We start from the raw sequence: 20648 nt of genomic DNA on the forward strand, positions 1-20648 counted from the left end.
GAGGCAAAAAAACGGCGAGCCAGAAGCTCGCCGTGTGCAGATATCGCCCCGTTGGTTGGCCGGAGCGTCAAGGGAACCTTACTCGTGCGCCAGCTCCCAGCGGTCGGGCGAGCGCCACAGGCGAGAGCGCAGCAACTCGCGCTCAAAGGTGAACTCCTTGGGCAGTCGGTCGCGGAAGCGGTCAAACAGCTCTTCGTGGGCATGGGCTTCGGCGGTGCCGGCTTCCCGGCCCACGGCCATCAGGTCGTAGAAACTGTCGCTGGAGAAGTCCAGACCCGTCCAGTCGATGTCCTCAAAGCGGGGCATCCAGCCAATCGGGCTTTCCACCGCACAAGCCTGGCCATGCACGCGCCCGGCAATCCACTTCAGCACCCGCAGGTTGTCGCCAAAACCAGGCCAGATGAACTTGCCTTCGTCGTTTTTGCGGAACCAGTTGACGCGGAAGATGCGTGGTGGGTTGCTGACATTGCGCCCCACATTGAGCCAATGTGAGAAGTAGTCGGCCATGTTGTAGCCACAGAACGGTAGCATGGCCATCGGGTCGCGCCGGGTGGCCACCACCCCAATCGCCGCAGCGGTGGCTTCCGAGCCCATGGTGGCGGCCAGGTAAACGCCGTGCGCCCAGTTGAAGGACTGGAACACCAGCGGCATTTCCTTGCTGGCGCGGCCACCAAAGATGAAGGCCGCGACCGGCACACCTGCGGGGTTTTCCCAGTCAGGGTCAATCGACGGGCATTGGCTGGCAGGCGCGGTGAAGCGCGAATTGGCATGCGCTGCTGGGCGGCCACAGCCAGGGGTCCAGTCCTTGCCTTGCCAGTCGATGCAGTGCTCGGGGGCGGGGCCGTCCATGCCTTCCCACCAGACATCACCGTCGTCGGTCAGCGCCACATTGGAGAAGATCGAGTTCTTCGTCATGGTCAACATGGCGTTGGCGTTGGACGAGTAGTTGGTGCCTGGGGCCACGCCAAAGAAACCGGCCTCAGGGTTGATGGCGCGCAGGGAGCCGTCAGGGCCTTTTTTGATCCAGGCGATGTCGTCACCCACGGTGGTGACCTTCCAGCCCTCCATGCCCTTGGGCGGGCGCAGCATGGCCAGGTTGGTCTTGCCACAGGCGCTGGGGAACGCCGCGGCGATGTAGGTTTTTTGACCTTCCGGTGACTCCAGACCCGAGATCAGCATGTGTTCAGCCAGCCAGCCTTCCTTGCGGGCGATGGCCGAGGCAATACGCAGGGCCAGGCATTTTTTGCCCAGCAGCGCGTTGCCACCGTAGCCCGAGCCATACGACCAGATTTCGGTGGTGTCTGGGAAATGGGCGATGTACTTCTTGGCAATATCGGGCTCACACGGCCAGGTCGAGTCTTTTTGGCCTGGGGAGAGCGGTGCGCCGACCGAGTGCATACACGGGATGAAGGCGCCGTTACCCAGCACGTCCAGCACCTTGGCACCCATGCGCGTCATGATGCGCATATTGGTCACCACGTAGGCGCTGTCGGTGATTTGCACACCGATCTTGGCAATGGGCGAGCCCAGCGGCCCCATGCTGAACGGGATCACATACATGGTGCGCCCGGTCATGCAGTTGGTGAACACATTCTTCAAAGTGGCGCGCATTTCCTCTGGTGCGGCCCAGTTGTTGGTGGGGCCTGCCTCGTCTTTGGTGGCAGAGCAGATGAAGGTGCGCTCTTCGACACGGGCCACATCCGAGGGATGGGTGCGGGCGAGGAAGCTGTTGGGGCGTTTGTCGGGATTGAGGCGGATGAAGGTGCCTGCGGCCACCATTTCCTCACACAAGCGGTCGTACTCTTCCTGCGAACCATCACACCACACCACGCGGTCAGGTTTACACAGTTCGGCCATGTCACTGACCCATGTGAGAAGCTTCTCGTTGCTCGTATTCGCCGGGGAACCCGTGGATTTGCCACTCATTGAACGACTCCTTGCAGTTAAAAAAACTTGTCTCCCGGAGGTCGTACCCGTGTGCGGCTCCAGGTCTCTGATGCGCGACGTTATTAATTAATTGTTAATAATTATGGCGCAAGCCTCATCTTTGCACAAGTCCAGCACTTTGTGCAGTATGGTTTTGATCCAAGTCAGATGGATGACAAACAGGCGCTCACCAACCTGACTCGGTCAAGCGCTGTTCTGGGTCGGGGAGAGTCCCAACAAGACGGCATGGCTAAAAGCGGGCCCCGTCGGTGCACTGGAGCACAGACAGCCCAGTCCCCCCGCCCCTAGCATGCGCGGCAACTATGAACGACGGCCTGCCATCCGCCCCAAGCACTGCACAGCCCCCATGGGGGATGCTGCAGCGCCTTGGCCGTCAGTCTTGTGACGCGTTGGCGCAAGTGATGGCATTGCTTGGTTTTTTGGGGGAAAACGTGATGGCGCTGCTGGGCTGGGTGCTGCACCCACGGCGCATTCGCTGGCGCCCCATTTTGTTTAACCTGCGCAGCGCGGGGTTCGATGCGCTGCCGATTGTTGGGCTGCTGTCGTTCCTGCTGGGTATTGTGGTGGCGTACCAGGGGGCCGACCAGCTGCGCCAATACGGCGCCAATATTTTTGTCGCGGACCTGGTGGGCCTGTCCATGTTGCGCGAATTTGCGCCCTTGATGACGGCCATCATCATTGCCGGGCGCTCCGGCTCGGCCTATGCGGCACAAATCGGCACCATGTCGGTGACGCAGGAGATTGATGCCATGCGCACCATCGGCATCGCCCCGCTGGAGATGCTGGTGCTGCCCAAACTCCTGGCCCTGGTGCTGGCGCTGCCGCTGCTGACCGTGTTTGCCGATGTCTCAGGTGTGCTGGGCGGCATGTTGATGGCCCGGGCCCAGCTGGGTGTGGGTTTTGCTGAGTTTCTGGACCGCTTCTCCAAAGCGGTCAGTGTCACCACCTACCTGGTGGGTATTGGCAAGGCGCCGATTTTTGCCGCCATCATTGTCATGGTCGGCTGTTTCCAGGGTTTTCGCACGCGGGGTGGTGCGGACAGTGTGGGCATACACACCACCCGTGCTGTGGTGCAGTCCATCTTTGTGGTGATTGTGGCCGATGCCCTGTTTTCGGTGGCCTTCAGCATGCTGGACCTGTGACATGACCACCGATACGCCCGAGACGGTGCTTGAAATGCAACAGGTGGTGACACGTTTTGGCCAGCATGTGGTGCACAAGGACATCAACCTGGCCGTGCGCCGCGCCGAAGTGTTTGCCGTGATTGGCGGCAGCGGCACCGGCAAATCAACCCTGCTGCGTGAAATGATCTTGTTGCAGACACCCAATGCGGGTCACATCCGGGTGCTGGGGGTGGACCTGGCCAACATCAGCGACGCCGCAGCGCTGGCACTGCGCCAGCGTTTTGGGGTGCTGTTTCAGCAGGGCGGGCTGTTTGGCTCACTCACGGTGCTTGAAAACATTGGCTTGCCACTGCGTGAGCATCGCCAGCTGGACAACCGCCAGGTGGATGCCCTGGCGGCCGAGAAGCTGGCTGCTGTTGGCCTCGCCCCAGAGGTGGCCCGCCAATACCCGTCCGAACTCAGTGGGGGCATGTTGAAACGCGCCGCGCTGGCCCGTGCCCTGGTGCTGGAGCCTGAGCTGCTGTTTCTGGACGAGCCCACCGCCGGGCTGGACCCGCAAAGCGCCGCCGGTATTGATGAGCTGGTACTGCGCTTGTGTGACACCCTGGGGCTGACGGTGGTCATGATCACCCATGACCTGGACCTGCTGTGGCAGGTGGCAGACCGGGTGGCGGTGTTGGCGGATGGCAGGGTGCAGGCGATTGGCTCGATGGCCGAGCTGGCCGCGATGAGCGACCCCGCCATACGCCCTTTTTTTGACGGGCCGAGGGCGCGCGCCGCCGCCGCACAGGCCTGTTTTACCCAACGGGAGACATCATCGAAACCAAAGTGAACTATGCGCTGGTGGGCGCCTTTGTGCTGCTGCTGGGCAGCCTGCTGGTGGCCGGTGTCCTGTGGCTGGCCTCGGGAGGCGCCTGGCAGAAAAAGTACGAGCTGTATCAGGCGGTGCTGGCGGAGTCGGTGGCCGGGCTCAACCTCAACGCGCCCGTCAAATACAACGGTGTCGATGTGGGCAAGGTGCAGGCCATCCTGCTCGACAGCAGCAACCCCAAAAACGTCAACCTGCTGTTTGCCATCGAGCAAGGCACCCCCGTCAAAGAAGACACCCTGGCGGTGCTGAAGACCCAGGGCCTCACCGGCATTGCTTATGTGGAGCTCAGTGGTGGCAGCCTGGCCTCGCCGGTGTTGCTGGCCAAGGCGGGTGCGCGCTACCCGGTGATCCGCAGCTCGCCGTCGTTGTCGGCACGACTGGAAAACGTGTTATCGAGCGTGTTGGCCAAGCTCGACAGCACCTCCACCAACCTCAACGCGATCCTCAGCAAAGACAACCAGGCCGCCTTTCACAACACGCTGGCCGACATGGCGATCATCACACGCACCCTGGCTGCGCGCAAAGACAGCATCGATACCGCGCTGGTGGACGGCGCCCGCACCATGAAAAATGCCTCGGTGGCCAGCGCCGGCCTCAACGACTTGGTGCAGCGCCTGGCGCGCAGCGCCGACGCAGTGGCCCTGATGGGCACCGAGGTGGCCAAAACCAGCGCCGGTGCGGGCCAGACCATTGGTGCGGTGGGGGCCGATGTGCAGCGTTTTGGGGCGGAAACCTTGCCCGAACTGCAGCGTTTGTTGGCCGAGCTGAGTAACTTGAGCCGTTCACTCACCGAGCTCACCGAACAAACCCGGCGCAACCCCAGCGGCCTTATTTTTGGACACCCCGCCGTGGTCAATGGCCCCGGCGAATCAGGCGACACACCATGACCCATCACGTTCTGAACCAGAAGTCCCCGGCCCAAGGGCTGCTGCGTCTGCTGCTGGTGGCAGCGCTGTTCACACTCTCGGCCTGTGGTGCGCTGCGCCCGACCCCCACCCAGGCCCCGACCTTGTACCTGCTGGCAGGTCTGCCCGGCCCAGTGGCAACACCTGCCTCAGGTGCGGCGGTGACACCACCGTTGCCCACGCTGCTGGTTACCCCAACGCGGGCGGCATCGGGGTTTGACAGCCAGCGCATCATCTATGTGCGTGACGACCAGACCCTGGCATTTTTTGCACACAGCGAGTGGGTCGACCCACCGGCGCGTATGTTGGGGCACTTGCTGGTGGCCGCGCTGGACCACACCGGCGCGTTTGGCCCCGTGGTGCTGACACCTGCGGGTGTGTCGGGTGACTTGCGGCTGGACACCCAGATCATCCGTTTGCAGCAGAACTTTCACAACACGCCGAGCCGGGTGCAGTTCAGCCTGCGTGCCTACTTGACGGATGAAAAAACCCGCCGTGTTCTGGCCTGGCACGAGTTCAGCGCCGAGGCAGACGCCACCAGCGACAACGCACAAGCCGGTGTGACGGCCGCGAACCAGGTGGTGCAGGAGGTGCTGGCGCAGCTGGCGCTATTTGTCGCCTCAGCATCCCGCTTGCCACCAACAGACTGAACGGTTTGTGAGGCCGCTGCTGGAGCGGTGCTTGACCAAGCCGGGAGCTTGGATGATCTCGACAAAGACCGCTGCCAGCCCGGGGCGACAGGTGGCGCCCTAGAATCATCGGCCCCAACCTTTGCCACCTCACCCGGAAACACCATCCATGACCCAGGGAACCATCCGCATTCGCGGTGCACGCCAGCACAACCTCAAGAACCTGGACCTGGACATCCGTACCGGTGAACTCACCGTGGTCACCGGCCCGAGCGGCTCGGGCAAGTCCAGCCTGGTGTTTGACACCTTGTTCGCCGAAGGCCAGCGTCGTTATGTGGAGACCTTCAGCGCCTATGCGCGCCAGTTTCTGGATCGTATGGACAAACCCGCCGTCGACAAGGTCGACGGTGTGCCGCCTGCCATCGCCATCGACCAGACCAACCCGGTGCGCTCCAGCCGCTCCACCGTGGGCACGATGACCGAGCTCAACGACCATCTGAAGCTCTTGTTCGCGCGCGCTGCCCAACTCTTTGATAGCGCCACTGCCCAGCCGGTGCGCCATGACACCCCGGAGACGATTTATGCCGACATCCAGGCCCGCGCCCTGGCGCTGGCCAATGCCGGTGGTTTTGAGGGCGTCCAGGCTGCTGACGATGTCCGGCTCGCCATCACCTTCCCGGTGGAGTTGCCTGCCAGCGCCACACCCGAAGAGGTGGAGCAATGGCTGTCGGTCAGCGGTTTCACCAAGGTGCAGGCGCAGCGTGATGTGGAGCAGCGCAAGCTGCTCGACGTGGTGGCCGACCGTTTCCGACTGGGCGCTGCCGAGCGTGCCCGCGTGTTGGAGGCGATTGAAGTCGCCCTCAAACACGGCGGGGGTCGCCTCAGTGTATATGTGTTAAATCAGCCTCTAGCCCTTATCAATCAAGGGCAGGTAGCTGCAGATTCAGGAGTGGATGCTGCGCCCGAGATCTGGCGCTTTTCCACCGGCCTGCATTGCCCGGACAGCAACCTGCGCTACACCGAGCCGATTGCCTCGATGTTTTCGTTCAACTCGGCAGTGGGTGCCTGTGACAGCTGCCGAGGTTTTGGCCGGGTCATCGGGGTCGACTACAGCTTGGTGATCCCGAACGACAAACTGACCTTGCGCTCTGGCGCCATCAAACCGTTCCAGACCCCGGCCTGGGCCGAATGCCAGGACGACCTGATGCGCCATGCCGAAACCCACGGCATTCCGCGCGACACCTCCTGGAACAAGCTCAGCCCCGAGCAACAGCATTGGGTGATCCATGGTGAACCCAGCTATCGCGACGGCCAGTGGAACAAGAAGTGGTTTGGCGTCAAACGCTTTTTTGAGTACCTTGAAACCAAGGCCTACAAGATGCACATCCGGGTGCTGCTGTCCAAGTACCGCAGCTACACCGAATGCCCGACCTGCACCGGCGCCCGGCTCAAGACCGAGAGCCTGCTCTGGCGCATTGGCTCCCAGGTCCAGGCCGACGCGGTGCTGGACCCCGCCAAGCGTTTTCTGCCTGCCGGTGTGTCATGGTCACGCGCGCAGCTGGAGGCATTGCCGGGCCTGTGCCTGCATGACCTGATGCTGCTGCCGATTGACCGGCTGCGCCGCTTTTTTGACAGCATGCAACTCGCCCAAGTGGCCCAGGTGAGCGCAGGCGCTGGCAACGAGGCAGATGCCAAAACCCTCAAGCTGCTGCTTGAAGAAATCTGCACCCGCCTGCAATACCTGAGTGAGGTCGGCATTGGGTACCTGACGCTGGACCGCCAAAGCCGCACCCTCAGTGGCGGTGAGGTGCAGCGTATCAACCTGACCACCGCACTGGGCACCTCGCTGGTGAACACCTTGTTTGTGCTGGATGAGCCCAGCATAGGCCTGCACCCGCGCGACATGCACCGCATCATCGTGGCCATGCAGCGCCTGCGTGACGCGGGCAACACCCTGGTGGTGGTGGAGCACGACCCAGCGGTGATGTTCGCCGCCGACCGCATGATCGACATGGGCCCCGGCCCTGGCCAACTGGGCGGGCAAATTGTGTTTGACGGCAGCACCAATGACTTGCGCAATGCCGATACGCTGACTGGCGCGTACCTGGGTGGGCGCAAGCAGGTGGGCATGGGTTTCAAGCGGCTGGTGGCAAGCAGCACGCCACGTCTGATTCTGGAAGGCGCCAGTGACCACAATCTCAAAAACGTCTCGGTTGAGATCCCGTTGCAGCGCCTGGTGTGTATCACAGGCGTCTCCGGCTCGGGCAAATCCACGCTGATCCAGGACACGTTGGCACCGGCGCTGTTGCGCCACTTCGGCAAAGCCACAGATACGCCCGGCGCTTTTGAGCGCCTGCTCGGTGCCGAGCAGCTCAGCGACGTGGTGTTTGTTGACCAGTCGCCGATTGGCAAAACCGCACGTTCCAACCCGGTCAGTTATGTCGGCGCTTGGGACACGATTCGCGAGATTTTTGCCAACGCGCCGTTGGCGCAGCAACGCGGCTACACCGCCACCAAGTTCAGCTTCAACAATGGCGACGGCCGCTGCCCCACCTGCGGTGGCTCGGGTTTTGAGCATGTGGAGATGCAGTTCCTGAGCGACGTGTACCTGCGTTGCCCGGACTGCGATGGCAAACGGTACCGCCCGGAAATCCTCGAGATCAGCATTGAGCGTGGTGGGCGCGTTGTTAATGTGGCCGATGTGCTGGACCTTACTGTCAGTGAAGCCGCAGCCTTGTTCAAGGACGACCGTGAGGTGATCCGTGCGTTGCAGCCCATCGTCGATGTGGGGCTGGAATACGTCAAGCTCGGTCAGCCGGTGCCCACGCTCAGTGGGGGTGAAGCCCAGCGCTTGAAGCTGGCCGGTTTCCTGGCCGAGGCGGCCAAGAGCAGCAGCGCCAGCCGCCAGGCCTTGGCGCGCAAAGGGGTGTTGTTCATGTTTGATGAGCCCACCACCGGGCTGCATTTTGACGACATCGCCAAGCTGATGCGGGCGTTGCGCAAGTTGCTCGACGCGGGCCATTCGCTGCTGGTGATTGAGCACAACCTGGATGTGATCCGTGCATCCGATTGGCTGATTGACCTGGGCCCTGAGGGGGGTGACGCGGGTGGTGAGGTGGTGGCCTTTGGTACACCTGAGGATGTGATGCTGCATGCCAGTTCCCACACGGGTCAAGCGCTGCGTGAGTACGCAGCACAGATGGGGGTGGTGCATGAGGTGGCTGAGGCTTCGGTCAAGTATTTGTCTGTGGTGCGCGCTCCCGGAGCTGGGCTGAGGCCGGGTTCCTCAGACGTCAGCTTCGCTGCCTCGACATCGTCACCCGGCCTCAGCCCAGCCCCGGCGGGTTCGCGGACGAGCGGCGTTCCTGTCGCCGGGTCAGACGCCATTCAGATCATCAATGCGCGTGAGCACAACCTCAAGGGTCTGAGTGTCAACATCCCGCGTGGCCAGTTCACCGTGGTCACCGGGGTCAGCGGCTCGGGCAAATCGACGCTGGCGTTTGACATTTTGTTCAACGAAGGCCAGCGCCGTTATCTGGAAAGCCTCAACGCCTACGCCCGCAGCATCGTGCAACCGGCTGGGCGGCCTGAGGTGGACGCGGTTTACGGCATCCCGCCCACGGTGGCGATTGAGCAGCGGCTAAGCCGGGGCGGGCGCAAGTCCACCGTGGGTACCACCACCGAGGTCTGGCACTTTTTGCGGCTGTTGTTTGTCAAACTCGGCACCCAGCATTGCATCCATGACGGCACGCCAGTGGCGCCGCAAACGCCGGAGAGCATTGCCGCGCAGTTGATGAAAACCTACCGCGGCCAGCACATCGGCTTGCTGGCGCCGCTGGTGATGAACCGCAAAGGCGTCTATACCGAGCTGGCCGACTGGGCGCGCCCGCGTGGGTTCACCCATCTGCGGGTGGATGGCAACTTTTTGCCGACCACCAACTTCCCGCGCCTGGACCGCTTCAAGGAACACACCATCGAGCTGCCAGTGTTCAGCCTGGACGTGACGCCTGAGAACGAAACCCTGTTGCGCCAGGCCCTGGCCGAAACCTTGCAGCATGGCAAGGGTGTCTTGCATGTTTTGTCCGATCTGGATGGCCTGTCGGAGGCGATGCAGGCGGGCACTTCGACGGCGGGTATTGGCCGTTTGAGCGTGTTTTCCACCCTGCGCGCCTGCCCGGTGTGCAGCACCAGTTACGCCGAGCTGGACCCGCGCCTGTTCAGTTACAACAGCAAACACGGCTGGTGCCCGGACTGCGTGGGCACCGGCCTCAAACTCAGCCGTGAGCAGCGTAAGGTGTTTGACGACTCGGTGCGCGACGATGAAACCAAAGGCCGTGAACAAACCTTTGTTGAGGCCGATGTGGAAGACCTGGTGGATGTCGTCTGCCCCAGCTGCAACGGCACACGGCTCAACGCCACTGCGCGGGCGGTCAAGTTTGGCCTGCAACTGGCCACCGACGCCACGTCTGGCGTAGCGGCCAAAACCGCCATCGACGGCATTGGCATCACCGAACTGGCACGCCTGAGCGTGACCGACATGCGTGTGTGGGTCGAGACCTTGCAGGTGCTGGGCCGTATGAGCCAGCGCGAGACCGAAATCGCGCGTGACTTGGTGCCCGAGATTCTGGGGCGGCTCAAGTTCCTGGAACAGGTCGGCCTGGGTTACCTGACGCTGGACCGGGGCGCGCCCACGTTGAGCGGCGGCGAGGCGCAGCGCATCCGGCTGGCGGCGCAGCTTGGCAGCAATTTGCAAGGGGTCTGCTATGTGCTGGACGAGCCAACCATCGGCTTGCACGCACGCGACAACCAGATTTTGCTGGGCGCCTTGCAAACGCTGAGCGACCAGGGCAACACCCTCGTGGTGGTGGAGCATGACGAGGACACCATCCGCCACGCTGACCACATCATCGACATCGGCCCGAGCGCCGGCAAACGCGGTGGGCGGCTGGTGGCCGAAGGTTCGGTGGCCGACATTCAGGACGCCGAAGAGTCGCAGACCGGGCGTTATCTGTTGCACGCCATGCGCCATCCGGTGCAGGCGCGGCGGGTGATACTTGCTGCGGAATCAGTAGCTGTTGGCCCAGGTGATAAAAGGGTTGGAGGCCAATTGGATGCCAATGCGCAGGAAACCTTGGCGGTTGATGCCAACCCGTTGCCCAGCGAACCCGCATCTGCTGATAGCGCCTTGGCGGCTGCAGCTGGTGATGCCAAATTTGTGTTTGTGCCTGCGCCCAAGAAAACGAAGACGGCCAAACGGTTGCCCGTGGACCCGAACGTGGTGGAGCCCTACATCCAGCAGTGGATCACTGTCACCGGGGCCCATTTACACAACCTGCAAAACGTCACCGTCCAGGTGCCGCTCAAACGCCTGGTCGCGGTGACCGGTGTGTCCGGCTCCGGCAAGTCCACGCTGGCGCGGGATGTGTTGCTGGCCAATGTGCAAACGGCGGTCCATAAACGCAGTACCAAGGCCGGGCGGGACGCGCTGGAAGCAGGCGAGCAAATCGCCTGGACCGGTTGTGAACAGGTCAGCGGCTACGAGTCTGTGGACCGGGTCCTCGAAGTGGACCAAACCCCAATTGGCAAAACACCGCGCTCTTGCCCGGCCACCTACATCGGTTTCTGGGACACCATCCGCAAACTGTTTGCCGACACGCTGGAGGCCAAGGCACGCGGTTACGCGGCCAACCGTTTCAGCTTCAATACCGGCGAGGGCCGTTGCCCGAGTTGTGAAGGCCAGGGCATCCGCACCATCGCCATGAGCTTCTTGCCCGATGTGAAGGTGTTGTGTGAAACCTGCAAGGGCGCGCGTTTTAACCCCGAAACCCAGGCCGTCACCTGGCGTGGCAAGAACATTGGCGACGTGTTGCGGATGGAGGTCGATGAAGCGGTGGACTTCTTCGCCGCCATGCCGGTCATCGCCCACCCGCTGCAACTGCTCAAGGATGTGGGCCTGGGTTACCTGACGCTGGGCCAACCGTCACCGACGCTCAGCGGCGGCGAGGCGCAGCGCATCAAACTCGTCACCGAGCTGTCCAAGGTGCGCGACGACATCACCCGGCGCGGCCAGAAGGCGCCGCACACCCTGTATGTGCTCGACGAACCCACGGTGGGTCTGCACATGGCAGACGTGGAAAAACTCATCAAGGTCTTGCACCGCTTGGTGGACGGCGGCCACAGCGTGGTGGTCATCGAACACGACCTGGATGTGATCGCCGAGGCCGACTGGGTGATTGACCTCGGGCCCGATGGCGGCACCGCCGGTGGTCAGGTGGTGGCTGCTGCCCCGCCCGAAGCGGTGGTCAAGCTGGGCACCCACACCGGCAAGGCGCTCCAAGCGGTGCTGGCGCGGTGAGAGCTTGCGCCAGCAGGGGAAACGCTCAAGAAATCGGCCGTAAAGCCGCTTGAACCCTTGTTTTTATTGATCATGAAGCTACCAAAAGAGTAGCGATTGCACTTTTCCAAATGACTCGCCCACGTTACCTCCCCGACAACTTCACCCTGGCCCTGCTGGGCAGCATTGGCCTCGCCAGTTTTCTGCCGGTGCGCGGTTATGCGGCGCAGGGTTTTGAGTGGCTCACCACTGCGGCCATTGCCCTGCTGTTTTTCTTGCACGGCGCCAAGTTGTCGCGTGCGGCGGTGGTGGCGGGTATGAGCCATTGGCGGCTGCATCTGCTGGTGTTTGCCTGCACCTTTGTGTTGTTTCCCATTTTTGGGATGCTGCTCAAGCCTTTGTTCAGTATCGTGCTGACGCCTGACCTGGCGGTGGGCATGTTGTTTCTGTGCACCTTGCCCGCCACCGTGCAGTCGGCGATTGCGTTCACGGCCATGGCTCGGGGCAATGTGGCCGCGGCGGTGTGCAGCGCCTCGGCTTCCAGTCTGCTCGGGGTCTTCATCACGCCGCTGCTGGTGAGCTGGCTGGTGGTGTCGGGCGGGGTATCGGGTACTGGCAATCTGGACGCCGTGGGCCGCATCATGCTGCAGCTGCTGCTGCCTTTTGTACTGGGCCAGTTGCTGCAGCCCTGGATTGGCGACTTTGTGCGGCGCCACGCCAGCGGGCTCAAGCTGGTGGACCAGGGCTCCATTCTGCTGGTGGTCTACACCGCGTTCAGTGCGGCGGTGATCGAGGGCCTGTGGCAGCAGGTGCCGCTGCCGATCTTGCTCAGCCTGGCGGTCACCTGTTGTCTGCTGCTGGCGCTCTCCTTGGCCATGACCACCTGGGCCAGCCGCGCACTGGGGTTCAGCAAAGAGGACGAGATCGCCATCGTCTTCTGCGGCTCCAAAAAAAGCCTGGCCAGCGGTGTACCCATGGCCAAGGTGCTGTTCGCCGCCCACACCGTGGGGGTACTGTTGTTGCCGATCATGCTGTTCCACCAGATCCAGCTGATGGTCTGCGCCGTGCTGGCGCAGCGCTACGCCAAGAGGGGCGGCTAAATCCACTTGCTGCCCACCGGCGCGAGGCGGGCGTTGCTATTAATAACAAAGCTGCAAGTGGATGCAGCATAAGGGCTGCAGACCGGTTTTCTTGTGACCTAGAATGTAAACACAGGAGGAAGCCGGGGCATGACGCCAGAGCAGAAAGCCAGAGTCAGCATCGACACGCTGCTAGCTGCGGCCGGCTGGCACGTCTGCCATGTCCCCCGCGCCAACCTCCATGCCGCCACTGGCGTGGCCTTCCGCGAAGTCGAAGCCGAGGTCGACGCCAAGCTCCAGCGCGCGCAGGCGCTGCGGCAGGCCACTCTTGCTAAAACGCTCGCAGCCACATGAAACCGCCAATCTATCTCAAGCTTTTCGAGAAATCCGTTGCGGCTATTACGTCAGCGGTTGAGATCTATAACAAGCCGGGCTTTCAGTACAGGGATGAAACGTTTGCACTGTTGGCGCTGAACGCATGGGAACTGATCCTTAAAGCGCGGGTCGTCCAAGTCGATCCAAATAAACAGAAGGCGATTCACGTCTATCAGCGCAGACCAACAAAGTCGGGTGTTCTGGGCACAAAAGAGTACTTGGAGCGCGGGCGTTCTGGAAATCCGAAAACCATAGGGATACGCAAGGCAATTGAAAAGCTGGATGCCCATGCACCGTCCAAGTTGCCTGATGCGGTAAAGAACAACATCGAAGCCTTGATGGAAGTCCGGGATTGCTCAGCTCACTTTTTTTCACCATCCATGGCGCTACGTAGGCAACTGCTGGAGGTCGGTACTGCGGCGGTACGGAATTTTGTTTGGTATGGGCGGCGATGGTTTAAGAAAGACTTGTCGGAGCACCTTCAAATTCTTTTGCCTATCGGCTTTGTGAATACGGGTGGTTCAATCGTGGTGTCCTCTGCTGAGGAAAAAAACCTGTTGGCTTGTATCAGCGATCTGGCACAGTCGTCAGCAGCGACTGAAACAAATGATCTTCGCTTTCAGACATCAATTGAAGTGCAAATCAAGAAGACAGGTGCAGAGAACACGCCGACCGTGAAGATCACGAACGATCCAACGGCAATACCAGTATTCTTGACTGAGGAAAATCTTGCTCAGAACTATCCTTGGACCTATGACGAAGTGACTGCGCGTTGCAAAGCTCGGTACTCTGATTTCAAAGCAGCGAAGAAGTATCACGACCTGCGAAAAGTTTTGGCTGAAGATTCAAAGTTATATCGACTTCGTTTGCTTGATCCAACGAATCCTAAAGGGATCAAGAAGCCGTTTTACAGCACGAACGTGCTGGCCTTTTTTGATAAACATTACACGTTGAAGTGACCTTTTGACCATGTTCAATATAAAGGGGGACAGTTTTGCTTGCGCCTGCAATTCGTGGTGTGATTTTGGGAGAGCTTGTCCGCTATTTGCTGAGTCTGGTCGGTTAACGTGATTGAACCTCTACTTGCGATAGAGGCGTCTTATTTTGGAATGCTTCAGGGTAAGTGGCCTATGCATTTGCTTGCAGGGAATTCACTACCTCTGGCATTGTTTGCTACTCGTGATGAGGTGGCTTGCTGTGTTTATGGGCGAGAGAGTGACCGTTGGTGGTTTTCGCCCGTCGATGTTACCGAAGGTAGTTTCGAGTGGTTCCTGCTTGATTCATGGCCGAAGCGCCAATGGCCGTATCGAGTGGAAGGATGCGAACGCGCGCACGCTGAAGGCATTGGAAGAGGCTGAGGCAGGTTAGTAGTTTTGCTTCTGTTGTGATAGCTTCTTGGCCCCATCTCACAAGGGCTAAAGGCCAATTTCATTCATGAATTGCATCTACTTGGGTTTTTGGTTAAAGTAAGGAATCCTTACTTTCTGTCAAATGCCATGCTCGCCAAAATCACCTCCAAGAACCAGCTCACGCTGCCCAAGAGCGTGACGCAGGCCGTGGGTGCCACGGAATACTTTGATGTGGAAGCCCGTGCCGGGCAGATCATCCTGACGCCCGTGCGCATCCAGCGCGGGGACGCCGTCCGGGCCAAGTTGGCGGAGTTGGATTTGACGGACGCCGATATTGCCGACGCAGTGGCCTGGGCCAGAGCGCCCCAGGCCGCGCCAGCCATGGCTGCCGAGCCGGTGGCGCCCTATGCTGTTAACCCCGCGAAGACCAGGAAACCGGTTGGCAAAAAGGCCCAGACCAAAGCATGAGCGCCCCAGTGCGCGTGGTGTTGGACACCAATGTCGTCTTGTCTGCGCTGGTGTTTGGCGGCGGGGCGGCCGGGCGTGTGCGGCGTGCGTGGCAGCAAGGGGCATTCTTGCCATTGGCCAGCACCGCCACGGTACAGGAGCTGGTGCGGGTGTTGGCGTACCCCAAGTTCCACCTGCCGCAAGCCGAGCAAGAAGAGTTGCTGGCCGACTACCTGCCGTACACAAAGACAGTGCGTATTCCCCAACCGCCACCACAGGTGCCAGAGTGCCGCGATACGCAGGATGAGCCGTTCATGCATTTGGCGGCGGCAGGCAAGGCGCACGTGCTGGTGTCTGGCGACCGCGATTTGCTGTCCATTGCCGCAGAGTTTGAGCAGGCAAGCGGCTGCCCGATTTTGACCTTGGACGCTTTTTGCAAGACCTACTGTGATGTGTAACTTCTTGCTCAAGGACGATTCATTGACTGACCGTGTGACGGATCAGGCCACTGCGGCGGGACCAGATCTGCGCCTAGATACCAACCACTTCATTTGAAAGAACGCCCAATGTTGACCTACTACAACCATTTGCACAGCCAGCACCAAGGCAAGCTGGAGATGTTTCGTGGCCAGTTGGTGCCGTGTTTTGAGGTGCCCGCACGGGTGGACCATGTGCTGGCGGAGTTGAAGGTGCGCAAGCTTGGTCCCATCTTGCCGCCCGAGCCTTTTGATGACAGCGCGTTATTGGGCGTGCACAGCCAGCGTTACCTGGATTTTTTGGCCGGTGCCTGGGACGAGTGGGTGGCGCTGGACCCGGCCAACGCTCAGCGTGACGCGCTGCCCTCGGTGTGGCCGGTGCGCAGCCTGCGCTCGGATGTGTTGCCTGCCAACTTCGCCGCCCGCATGGGCCTGTTTTCGATGGATGCGGGCACCCCGCTGACCGAAGGCACCTGGGACGCCGCCCGCGCCGGTGCCGACTGTGCCTTGAGTGCGGCGCTGGCGGTGGCTGGGGGTGAGCGTGCTGCGTTTGCTTTGACGCGCCCACCTGGTCACCATGCGGGTGCAGACTTTTTTGGCGGGTATTGTTTTGTGAACAACGCCGCCCTGGCCGCGCAGGCCTTGCGTGAGCAGGGCCTGGATCGGGTGGCGATTCTGGACATCGACTACCACCACGGCAACGGCACCCAGGCCATTTTTTACGAGCGGCCTGACGTGTACTTCACCAGCATCCATGGTGACCCCCACACCGAGTACCCGTTTTACCTGGGGTATGCCGACGAGTTGGGTGCAGGTGCCGGGCTGGGTTTTAACCGCAACTGGCCGCTGCCGCGTGGCACCGGGTTTGAGGTCTGGCGGGCCACCTTGCAGCAGGCCTTGGCGGGTATTGCCGAGTTTGGCGCGCAGGCGCTGGTGGTGTCGCTGGGCATGGATACCTTTGTGGGTGACCCGATTTCGGGCTTCTCACTGCAGAGTGCCGACTACCTGCAGGTCGGTGAGGACTTGGCCAAAGCGGGCTTGCCCACGGTGTTTGTGTTTGAAGGTGGTTACGCGGTCGCCGAGGTGGGCACCAACGCGGTCAACGTGCTGCAAGGCTTTGATCAGGCCACCAATCATTCATAACCATATCGCCAGGCCCTTTAGATATAAGGGCTAGAGGCTGATTTTGCCCTGAGTCCAGGGCGGGGTGGGGCGTTCGTCAGCCGGGTGTTGATGAGGGCCGGGGCAAAACCACGGTGGCCACCAGACCGCCGCTGGTCCCGTTCTTGAGCCGCACCTCACCGTGCAGGCGGCGTGCGATGTCGTTGGCAATCGACAGCCCCAGGCCCACCCCGCCGCTGTGGCGGTTGCGGGAGCCTTCGGCGCGGAAGAACGGTGTCAGTGCCCGGTTCAGGTCGGCCGCGGCCATGCCGGGGCCGGGGTCGCTGACCTCGATACACAGCTGGTTAGCCTCTTCAAAACAGCGCACCCGGGCCGAGCCGCCGTAACGCACCGCGTTGTCGACGATGTTGCTGATGCAGCGGCGCAGCGCCTGCGCCTGGGTCAGCAGGGGTGCCACCGGGCTGGATTGCTCAGGTTCAACCAGGGTCACCGGGTGGCCCCAGGACTGGTAGTCGTCAACCAGACTGCTTAGCAAGGAACCCACATCAAGCAACACCATCGGTTCCCCCGAGGCCACACCGCGCAGGTGGTCCAGCGTGGCGGTGATCATGGTGTTCATCTCAGTGATGTCGCGCTGGAAACACAGGCGCTGTTCGGCATCCTGCAGGCTTTCGGCGCGTAGCGCCATACGCGTCAGCGGGGTGCGCAGGTCGTGTGAGACGGCGGCCACAAAGCTGTCGCGTTCGCTCAGTTGCTGGCAGATCTGGGCTTGCATCTGGTTGAAGACACGGGTGGCTTCACGGCACTCGTCGCTGCCTTGTTCCACCAGTGGCGCGCGGTGGATGTCGCGTCCCAGCTCACGCGCGGCGTCGGCCAATTGGCGCACCGGCTGCGCCAGCCAGCGTGCGCCAATCCAGGCCGCCACCATCAGTGCCAGCAGCCGTATCCCGATGTCCAGCCACAAACCCAGATGGGCTAGGCTGGGTGCTTCTCCGGGGCGCGGTGGCGGTGGGCCCATGTTGGGGCCGGTGAACGGGCCGGGTGGTGGCCCGGGGGGCGGGCCGTTGGGCATGGGGCCAAACAAGCTTGGGCCAACCTCAAACATCAGTTTGATCGCCAGCGCCTGGCTGATCAACACCGCCACACACAGCAGCAGGGCCAGGCGGCCAAACAGTGTGCTCGGCACCAGCCGACGCAGCAGCCCGATCAGCCGAAGTTTCACGCGACCTGACCCCGCTCAACCGGGGCGGTAAACAGGTAACCGCGACCCCGGATGGTTTTGATCATGTCGGCCCCGTCGGGCGAGCCAGCCAATTTCTGGCGCAGCCGTGACACCAGCAGGTCAATGCTGCGCTCACCGGCGCCAGCCACATGGCCATGGGCGAGTTCGATCAGCTGGTCGCGGCTCAGCAAACGCCGAGGGGTGTGCAAGAAGCTGCACAGCAGACGAAATTCGGCATTGGACAGGGCCACGGTGACACCGCTGGGTGCGTGCAGGCTGTGGTTCTCCGGGTTGAGCTTCCAACCGTTGAAACAAATCACATGGCCGCCGTCACGTCCTTTGATGGTGTTGTGGGTATTGGCACGGCGCAGCACCGACTGGATGCGGGCCACCAGCTCACGGGGCTCAAACGGCTTGGTGACATAGTCGTCAGCGCCGTTCTCCAGGCCCAGCACCCGGTCAAAATGGTCGGCGCGGGCGGTCAGCATGATCACCGGGATGGGTGAGTGTTGCCTGACTTCGCGTGTCAGGCTCAGGCCGTCGGTACCGGGCAACATCACATCCATCACGATCAGGTCGATGCGGTGGCGCTCCAGCTGGCGGCGCATGCTGTCGGCATCACATGCCACATGGGTCACAAAGCCATAGGGCACCAGATAATCGGCCAGCAGGCGATTGATATCTTCGTCGTCGTCGACAATCAGTACCTGAAATTTGGAAGTCATCTTGAAGGCATAAATGGGCTGATTGTAGGTTTGTCATTTGCACCTATTTGTGCCGATGCCTTTCTGCGGGACATTCTGGGTATGTATTGTGTTTTATGTCCAAACAGATACAAAGTCGACATATTCCATTCACATATTCACCCGGGTTCAGTCACGCAGGGCTGAGCGCAATTCCGTGGCCTGGCCCAGCAGTTTCATTTTGAGCCCGGAATCGGCCGGCCGGTCGCCCAGCCAGATGTTGAGCAAAGCCTTGTAAAACGCCAAGTCGCGCAGTGGGGTGGTCAGCGGTTTGTTGTTGAGCTCCACCAGCGTGCCGGTGCCGGGCACCCAGTCCAGCGTCAGAGTGTCGCCCTTGCGCAGGCCGTTGGACTGGCGTTCAATGGCCTGACCCAGGCGCATCATGTTGTCCAGGATGTGCGCCGGTACCGAGGCGCTCTCGGTCACCGCATACTGGCGCAACTCGTCGTTGAACTCTGCACCGCTGACGTCCCGCAACATGGCAATCAACAGCCTTTTGGGGCCCTCGCCATGCAAGACCTCGCGGGTGGTGTCCTGGCGGTTGGGCAGGTACAGGCCCAGGGCGTAGACCTTGAAGATCAAACGCATGCTGATGCCCGCCCCGTTGAGCCTGAGGTTTTTGCCGGCCACCTGGACCGACTCCTCCAGCGCCACACCGTCCATCTGCAGCGCGGCCGTGGCAGGCAGGCTGGCAGCCAGCCAGGACGCCGCTGTCAAGGTGGTTTTGAGAAATGTGAACATGGTTTTTTCCTTGAACCCATTACCAAACGGACAGGGTTCTGCTGAGCACCTTTTGCAGCCAGGTGCGTGAGGCAATCTCGGACGAGTCGCCCTGCGCCACCACTTCCAGGCGGGCATTCACCACATCGCTGGACTGAATGACATTGCCGTCCCGGATGTCACGCGGGTCGATCACACCTGAAAAGCGCAGGGTGCTGCCGCCCCCGTGCAGGGCAATGCTGCGTTGACCCGCCACCACCAGGTTGCCATTGGCCAGCACATTGATCACCGAGGCGGCGAGTTGGCCGGTGAAACTGCTGTCGTTTTTGGCGGTGCCGTTGCCCTTGAAGGAGCTGCTGCCGGAGGCGGTGGCATCCTGGTTGAAGATGCCTGCCAGAGGGGAGTCCTCCCGAACGCCGGGTCCTTTGGACTTCAAGGACGTTTCCCGGCTGGCATCTTCCTTAACGGTGTCGCTGGCACTGAGTTTCTCCGAGATGTTCACCTTGACGGTGTCACCAATCGCGCGGGGTTTTTGCCGTCCGGTAAAGAGTGAGCCTGAACTGGCCTGGAACAGAGAGCCGGTGGTGACACGTTCCAGATTCGCCGGGCGGGCGATCGGCAGGGCCGACAGTGGCCCGGGTACGGTGGTGGTGGGTGCACTGGCACAGCCCAGCAACAGGCTGCTCAGGCTGAGTACCGCCAGCAGAGGGCGGGCAATGGGGGCGATCATGATTGCTCCTTGGCTGGCTGGGTTGGTCGCTTGACTGGCTGCACCCCGGTGACCAGGACACTGACCACGGGTGCCAGCTTGTCCTGGGTCGAGGCCCATTTGCTGGTGAGGAAACCATCATCCAAGCGGTAGTGGCTGCTGGACAACACCCGACCTCGGTCGGTCTGCAAGGTCAGGGCGGCTTGGCTGATGTAGGCCTGATAACGCTCTGAATAGGGGGATATTCCCCACTCCATTTGGGCGCTGTAACGCAACCAGACCGGGCAATGGGGTGCGTTGATGGCGTTTTCATAAACCCGGCTGTCAATCCGGTGGGCACGCAGTGCCAGTTGCAGGGCGGGCACCACATCGGCGGTCTGGGTTTGCGGGTTGTATTCGATACACAAGCTGGTAAAACGGGCATGGGCGTGGTAGACCGTGTCACTGGCCTCGCCCGGCTCTGTCTGCAGGGAGCTGAAGGCCAACTGACCGGTGGCTTTGGTCAGCTCCCAAAGTGGCAAGGGACTCAGGATGGAGCAGCCCGACAAGGACAGGCTCGCCACCGCCAGTGCCACGGTGTGTCTGCGGGCAGCCAT

General features: G+C 61.5%; 17 protein-coding genes. 11 read left to right on the top strand and 6 right to left on the bottom strand.

Annotation, left to right across the window (positions count from 1 at the left end):
- Positions 1–78: 78 nt before the first annotated feature.
- Complete coding sequence (locus FDG13_RS14860) at positions 79–1926, bottom strand: phosphoenolpyruvate carboxykinase (GTP) (RefSeq protein WP_180129176.1); 1848 nt, start codon at positions 1924–1926, stop codon at positions 79–81.
- Positions 1927–2348: 422 nt separating this feature from the next.
- Between FDG13_RS14860 and FDG13_RS14865 the strand changes: the two genes are divergently transcribed.
- From FDG13_RS14865 to FDG13_RS14915, 11 genes are all read left to right on the top strand, one after another.
- Positions 2349–3089, top strand: coding sequence for an ABC transporter permease (locus FDG13_RS14865; RefSeq protein ID WP_255435268.1), 741 nt, complete (start codon positions 2349–2351; stop codon positions 3087–3089).
- A gap of 1 nt (position 3090) precedes the next feature.
- Positions 3091–3903, top strand: coding sequence for an ABC transporter ATP-binding protein (locus tag FDG13_RS14870; protein WP_180129178.1), 813 nt, complete (start codon positions 3091–3093; stop codon positions 3901–3903).
- Positions 3900–4829: an MlaD family protein gene (locus tag FDG13_RS14875; protein WP_218942740.1), complete on the top strand. Its 930-nt coding sequence runs from the start codon at positions 3900–3902 to the stop codon at positions 4827–4829. Before FDG13_RS14870 ends, FDG13_RS14875 begins: the two co-directional genes overlap by 4 nt.
- Positions 4826–5497: an ABC-type transport auxiliary lipoprotein family protein gene (locus FDG13_RS14880; RefSeq protein WP_180129179.1), complete on the top strand. Its 672-nt coding sequence runs from the start codon at positions 4826–4828 to the stop codon at positions 5495–5497. Before FDG13_RS14875 ends, FDG13_RS14880 begins: the two co-directional genes overlap by 4 nt.
- A gap of 148 nt (positions 5498–5645) precedes the next feature.
- A complete protein-coding gene (gene uvrA, locus FDG13_RS14885) occupies positions 5646–11831 on the top strand; it encodes an excinuclease ABC subunit UvrA (RefSeq protein ID WP_180129180.1) in 6186 nt (2061 codons plus the stop codon).
- A 110-nt stretch (positions 11832–11941) separates the two neighbouring features.
- On the top strand, positions 11942–12910 hold the full coding sequence (locus tag FDG13_RS14890) for a bile acid:sodium symporter family protein (RefSeq protein ID WP_180129181.1): 969 nt from the start codon (positions 11942–11944) through the stop codon (positions 12908–12910).
- Between the two features lie 129 nt (positions 12911–13039).
- Positions 13040–13243 carry a hypothetical protein gene (locus FDG13_RS14895; protein WP_180129182.1) on the top strand — a complete coding sequence of 68 codons (204 nt, stop codon included), beginning with the start codon at positions 13040–13042 and terminating at the stop codon, positions 13241–13243.
- The gene (locus tag FDG13_RS14900) at positions 13240–14223 is read left to right on the top strand and encodes a DUF3644 domain-containing protein (protein ID WP_180129184.1); all 984 of its coding nucleotides are present in this window, start codon (positions 13240–13242) and stop codon (positions 14221–14223) included. The genes FDG13_RS14895 and FDG13_RS14900 overlap by 4 nt, the downstream gene beginning before the upstream one ends.
- 537 nt (positions 14224–14760) lie before the next feature.
- On the top strand, positions 14761–15081 hold the full coding sequence (locus FDG13_RS14905) for an AbrB/MazE/SpoVT family DNA-binding domain-containing protein (protein ID WP_255435269.1): 321 nt from the start codon (positions 14761–14763) through the stop codon (positions 15079–15081).
- Positions 15078–15518 carry a putative toxin-antitoxin system toxin component, PIN family gene (locus tag FDG13_RS14910; RefSeq protein WP_180129185.1) on the top strand — a complete coding sequence of 147 codons (441 nt, stop codon included), beginning with the start codon at positions 15078–15080 and terminating at the stop codon, positions 15516–15518. Before FDG13_RS14905 ends, FDG13_RS14910 begins: the two co-directional genes overlap by 4 nt.
- A 108-nt stretch (positions 15519–15626) precedes the next feature.
- Entirely contained in the window at positions 15627–16679 is a 1053-nt protein-coding gene (locus FDG13_RS14915; protein ID WP_180129186.1) for a histone deacetylase family protein, read from the top strand.
- Positions 16680–16755: 76 nt separating this feature from the next.
- Here the strand turns inward: FDG13_RS14915 and FDG13_RS14920 are convergent, their stop codons facing one another.
- From FDG13_RS14920 to FDG13_RS14940, 5 genes are all read right to left on the bottom strand, one after another.
- Positions 16756–17880 (bottom strand): ATP-binding protein, encoded by a 1125-nt coding sequence (locus FDG13_RS14920; protein ID WP_370528229.1) that lies wholly within the window; start codon positions 17878–17880, stop codon positions 16756–16758.
- The gene (locus tag FDG13_RS14925) at positions 17877–18605 is read right to left on the bottom strand and encodes a response regulator transcription factor (RefSeq protein WP_180129187.1); all 729 of its coding nucleotides are present in this window, start codon (positions 18603–18605) and stop codon (positions 17877–17879) included. The genes FDG13_RS14920 and FDG13_RS14925 overlap by 4 nt, the downstream gene beginning before the upstream one ends.
- Before the next feature lie 147 nt (positions 18606–18752).
- Complete coding sequence (locus FDG13_RS14930) at positions 18753–19364, bottom strand: chalcone isomerase family protein (protein ID WP_180129189.1); 612 nt, start codon at positions 19362–19364, stop codon at positions 18753–18755.
- Between the two features lie 19 nt (positions 19365–19383).
- Positions 19384–20073 (bottom strand): flagellar basal body L-ring protein FlgH, encoded by a 690-nt coding sequence (locus FDG13_RS14935; RefSeq protein WP_180129191.1) that lies wholly within the window; start codon positions 20071–20073, stop codon positions 19384–19386.
- Positions 20070–20648, bottom strand: a complete 579-nt coding sequence (locus FDG13_RS14940; protein WP_180129193.1) for a cell division protein FtsI — start codon at positions 20646–20648, stop codon at positions 20070–20072. The genes FDG13_RS14935 and FDG13_RS14940 overlap by 4 nt, the downstream gene beginning before the upstream one ends.

The sequence above is a fragment of the Rhodoferax sp. BLA1 genome (assembly GCF_013416775.1).
Lineage (GTDB): Bacteria > Pseudomonadota > Gammaproteobacteria > Burkholderiales > Burkholderiaceae_C > Rhodoferax.

Coding starts and splice junctions, on each gene's coding strand:
- FDG13_RS14860 (WP_180129176.1), bottom strand. CDS start 1,926: ATGAGTGGCAAATCCACGGGTTCCCCGGCGAATACGAGCAACGAGAAG.
- FDG13_RS14865 (WP_255435268.1), top strand. CDS start 2,349: ATGGCATTGCTTGGTTTTTTGGGGGAAAACGTGATGGCGCTGCTGGGC.
- FDG13_RS14870 (WP_180129178.1), top strand. CDS start 3,091: ATGACCACCGATACGCCCGAGACGGTGCTTGAAATGCAACAGGTGGTG.
- FDG13_RS14880 (WP_180129179.1), top strand. CDS start 4,826: ATGACCCATCACGTTCTGAACCAGAAGTCCCCGGCCCAAGGGCTGCTG.
- uvrA (WP_180129180.1), top strand. CDS start 5,646: ATGACCCAGGGAACCATCCGCATTCGCGGTGCACGCCAGCACAACCTC.
- FDG13_RS14890 (WP_180129181.1), top strand. CDS start 11,942: ATGACTCGCCCACGTTACCTCCCCGACAACTTCACCCTGGCCCTGCTG.
- FDG13_RS14895 (WP_180129182.1), top strand. CDS start 13,040: ATGACGCCAGAGCAGAAAGCCAGAGTCAGCATCGACACGCTGCTAGCT.
- FDG13_RS14900 (WP_180129184.1), top strand. CDS start 13,240: ATGAAACCGCCAATCTATCTCAAGCTTTTCGAGAAATCCGTTGCGGCT.
- FDG13_RS14905 (WP_255435269.1), top strand. CDS start 14,761: ATGCTCGCCAAAATCACCTCCAAGAACCAGCTCACGCTGCCCAAGAGC.
- FDG13_RS14910 (WP_180129185.1), top strand. CDS start 15,078: ATGAGCGCCCCAGTGCGCGTGGTGTTGGACACCAATGTCGTCTTGTCT.
- FDG13_RS14915 (WP_180129186.1), top strand. CDS start 15,627: ATGTTGACCTACTACAACCATTTGCACAGCCAGCACCAAGGCAAGCTG.
- FDG13_RS14925 (WP_180129187.1), bottom strand. CDS start 18,605: ATGACTTCCAAATTTCAGGTACTGATTGTCGACGACGACGAAGATATC.
- FDG13_RS14930 (WP_180129189.1), bottom strand. CDS start 19,364: ATGTTCACATTTCTCAAAACCACCTTGACAGCGGCGTCCTGGCTGGCT.
- FDG13_RS14935 (WP_180129191.1), bottom strand. CDS start 20,073: ATGATCGCCCCCATTGCCCGCCCTCTGCTGGCGGTACTCAGCCTGAGC.
- FDG13_RS14940 (WP_180129193.1), bottom strand. CDS start 20,648: ATGGCTGCCCGCAGACACACCGTGGCACTGGCGGTGGCGAGCCTGTCC.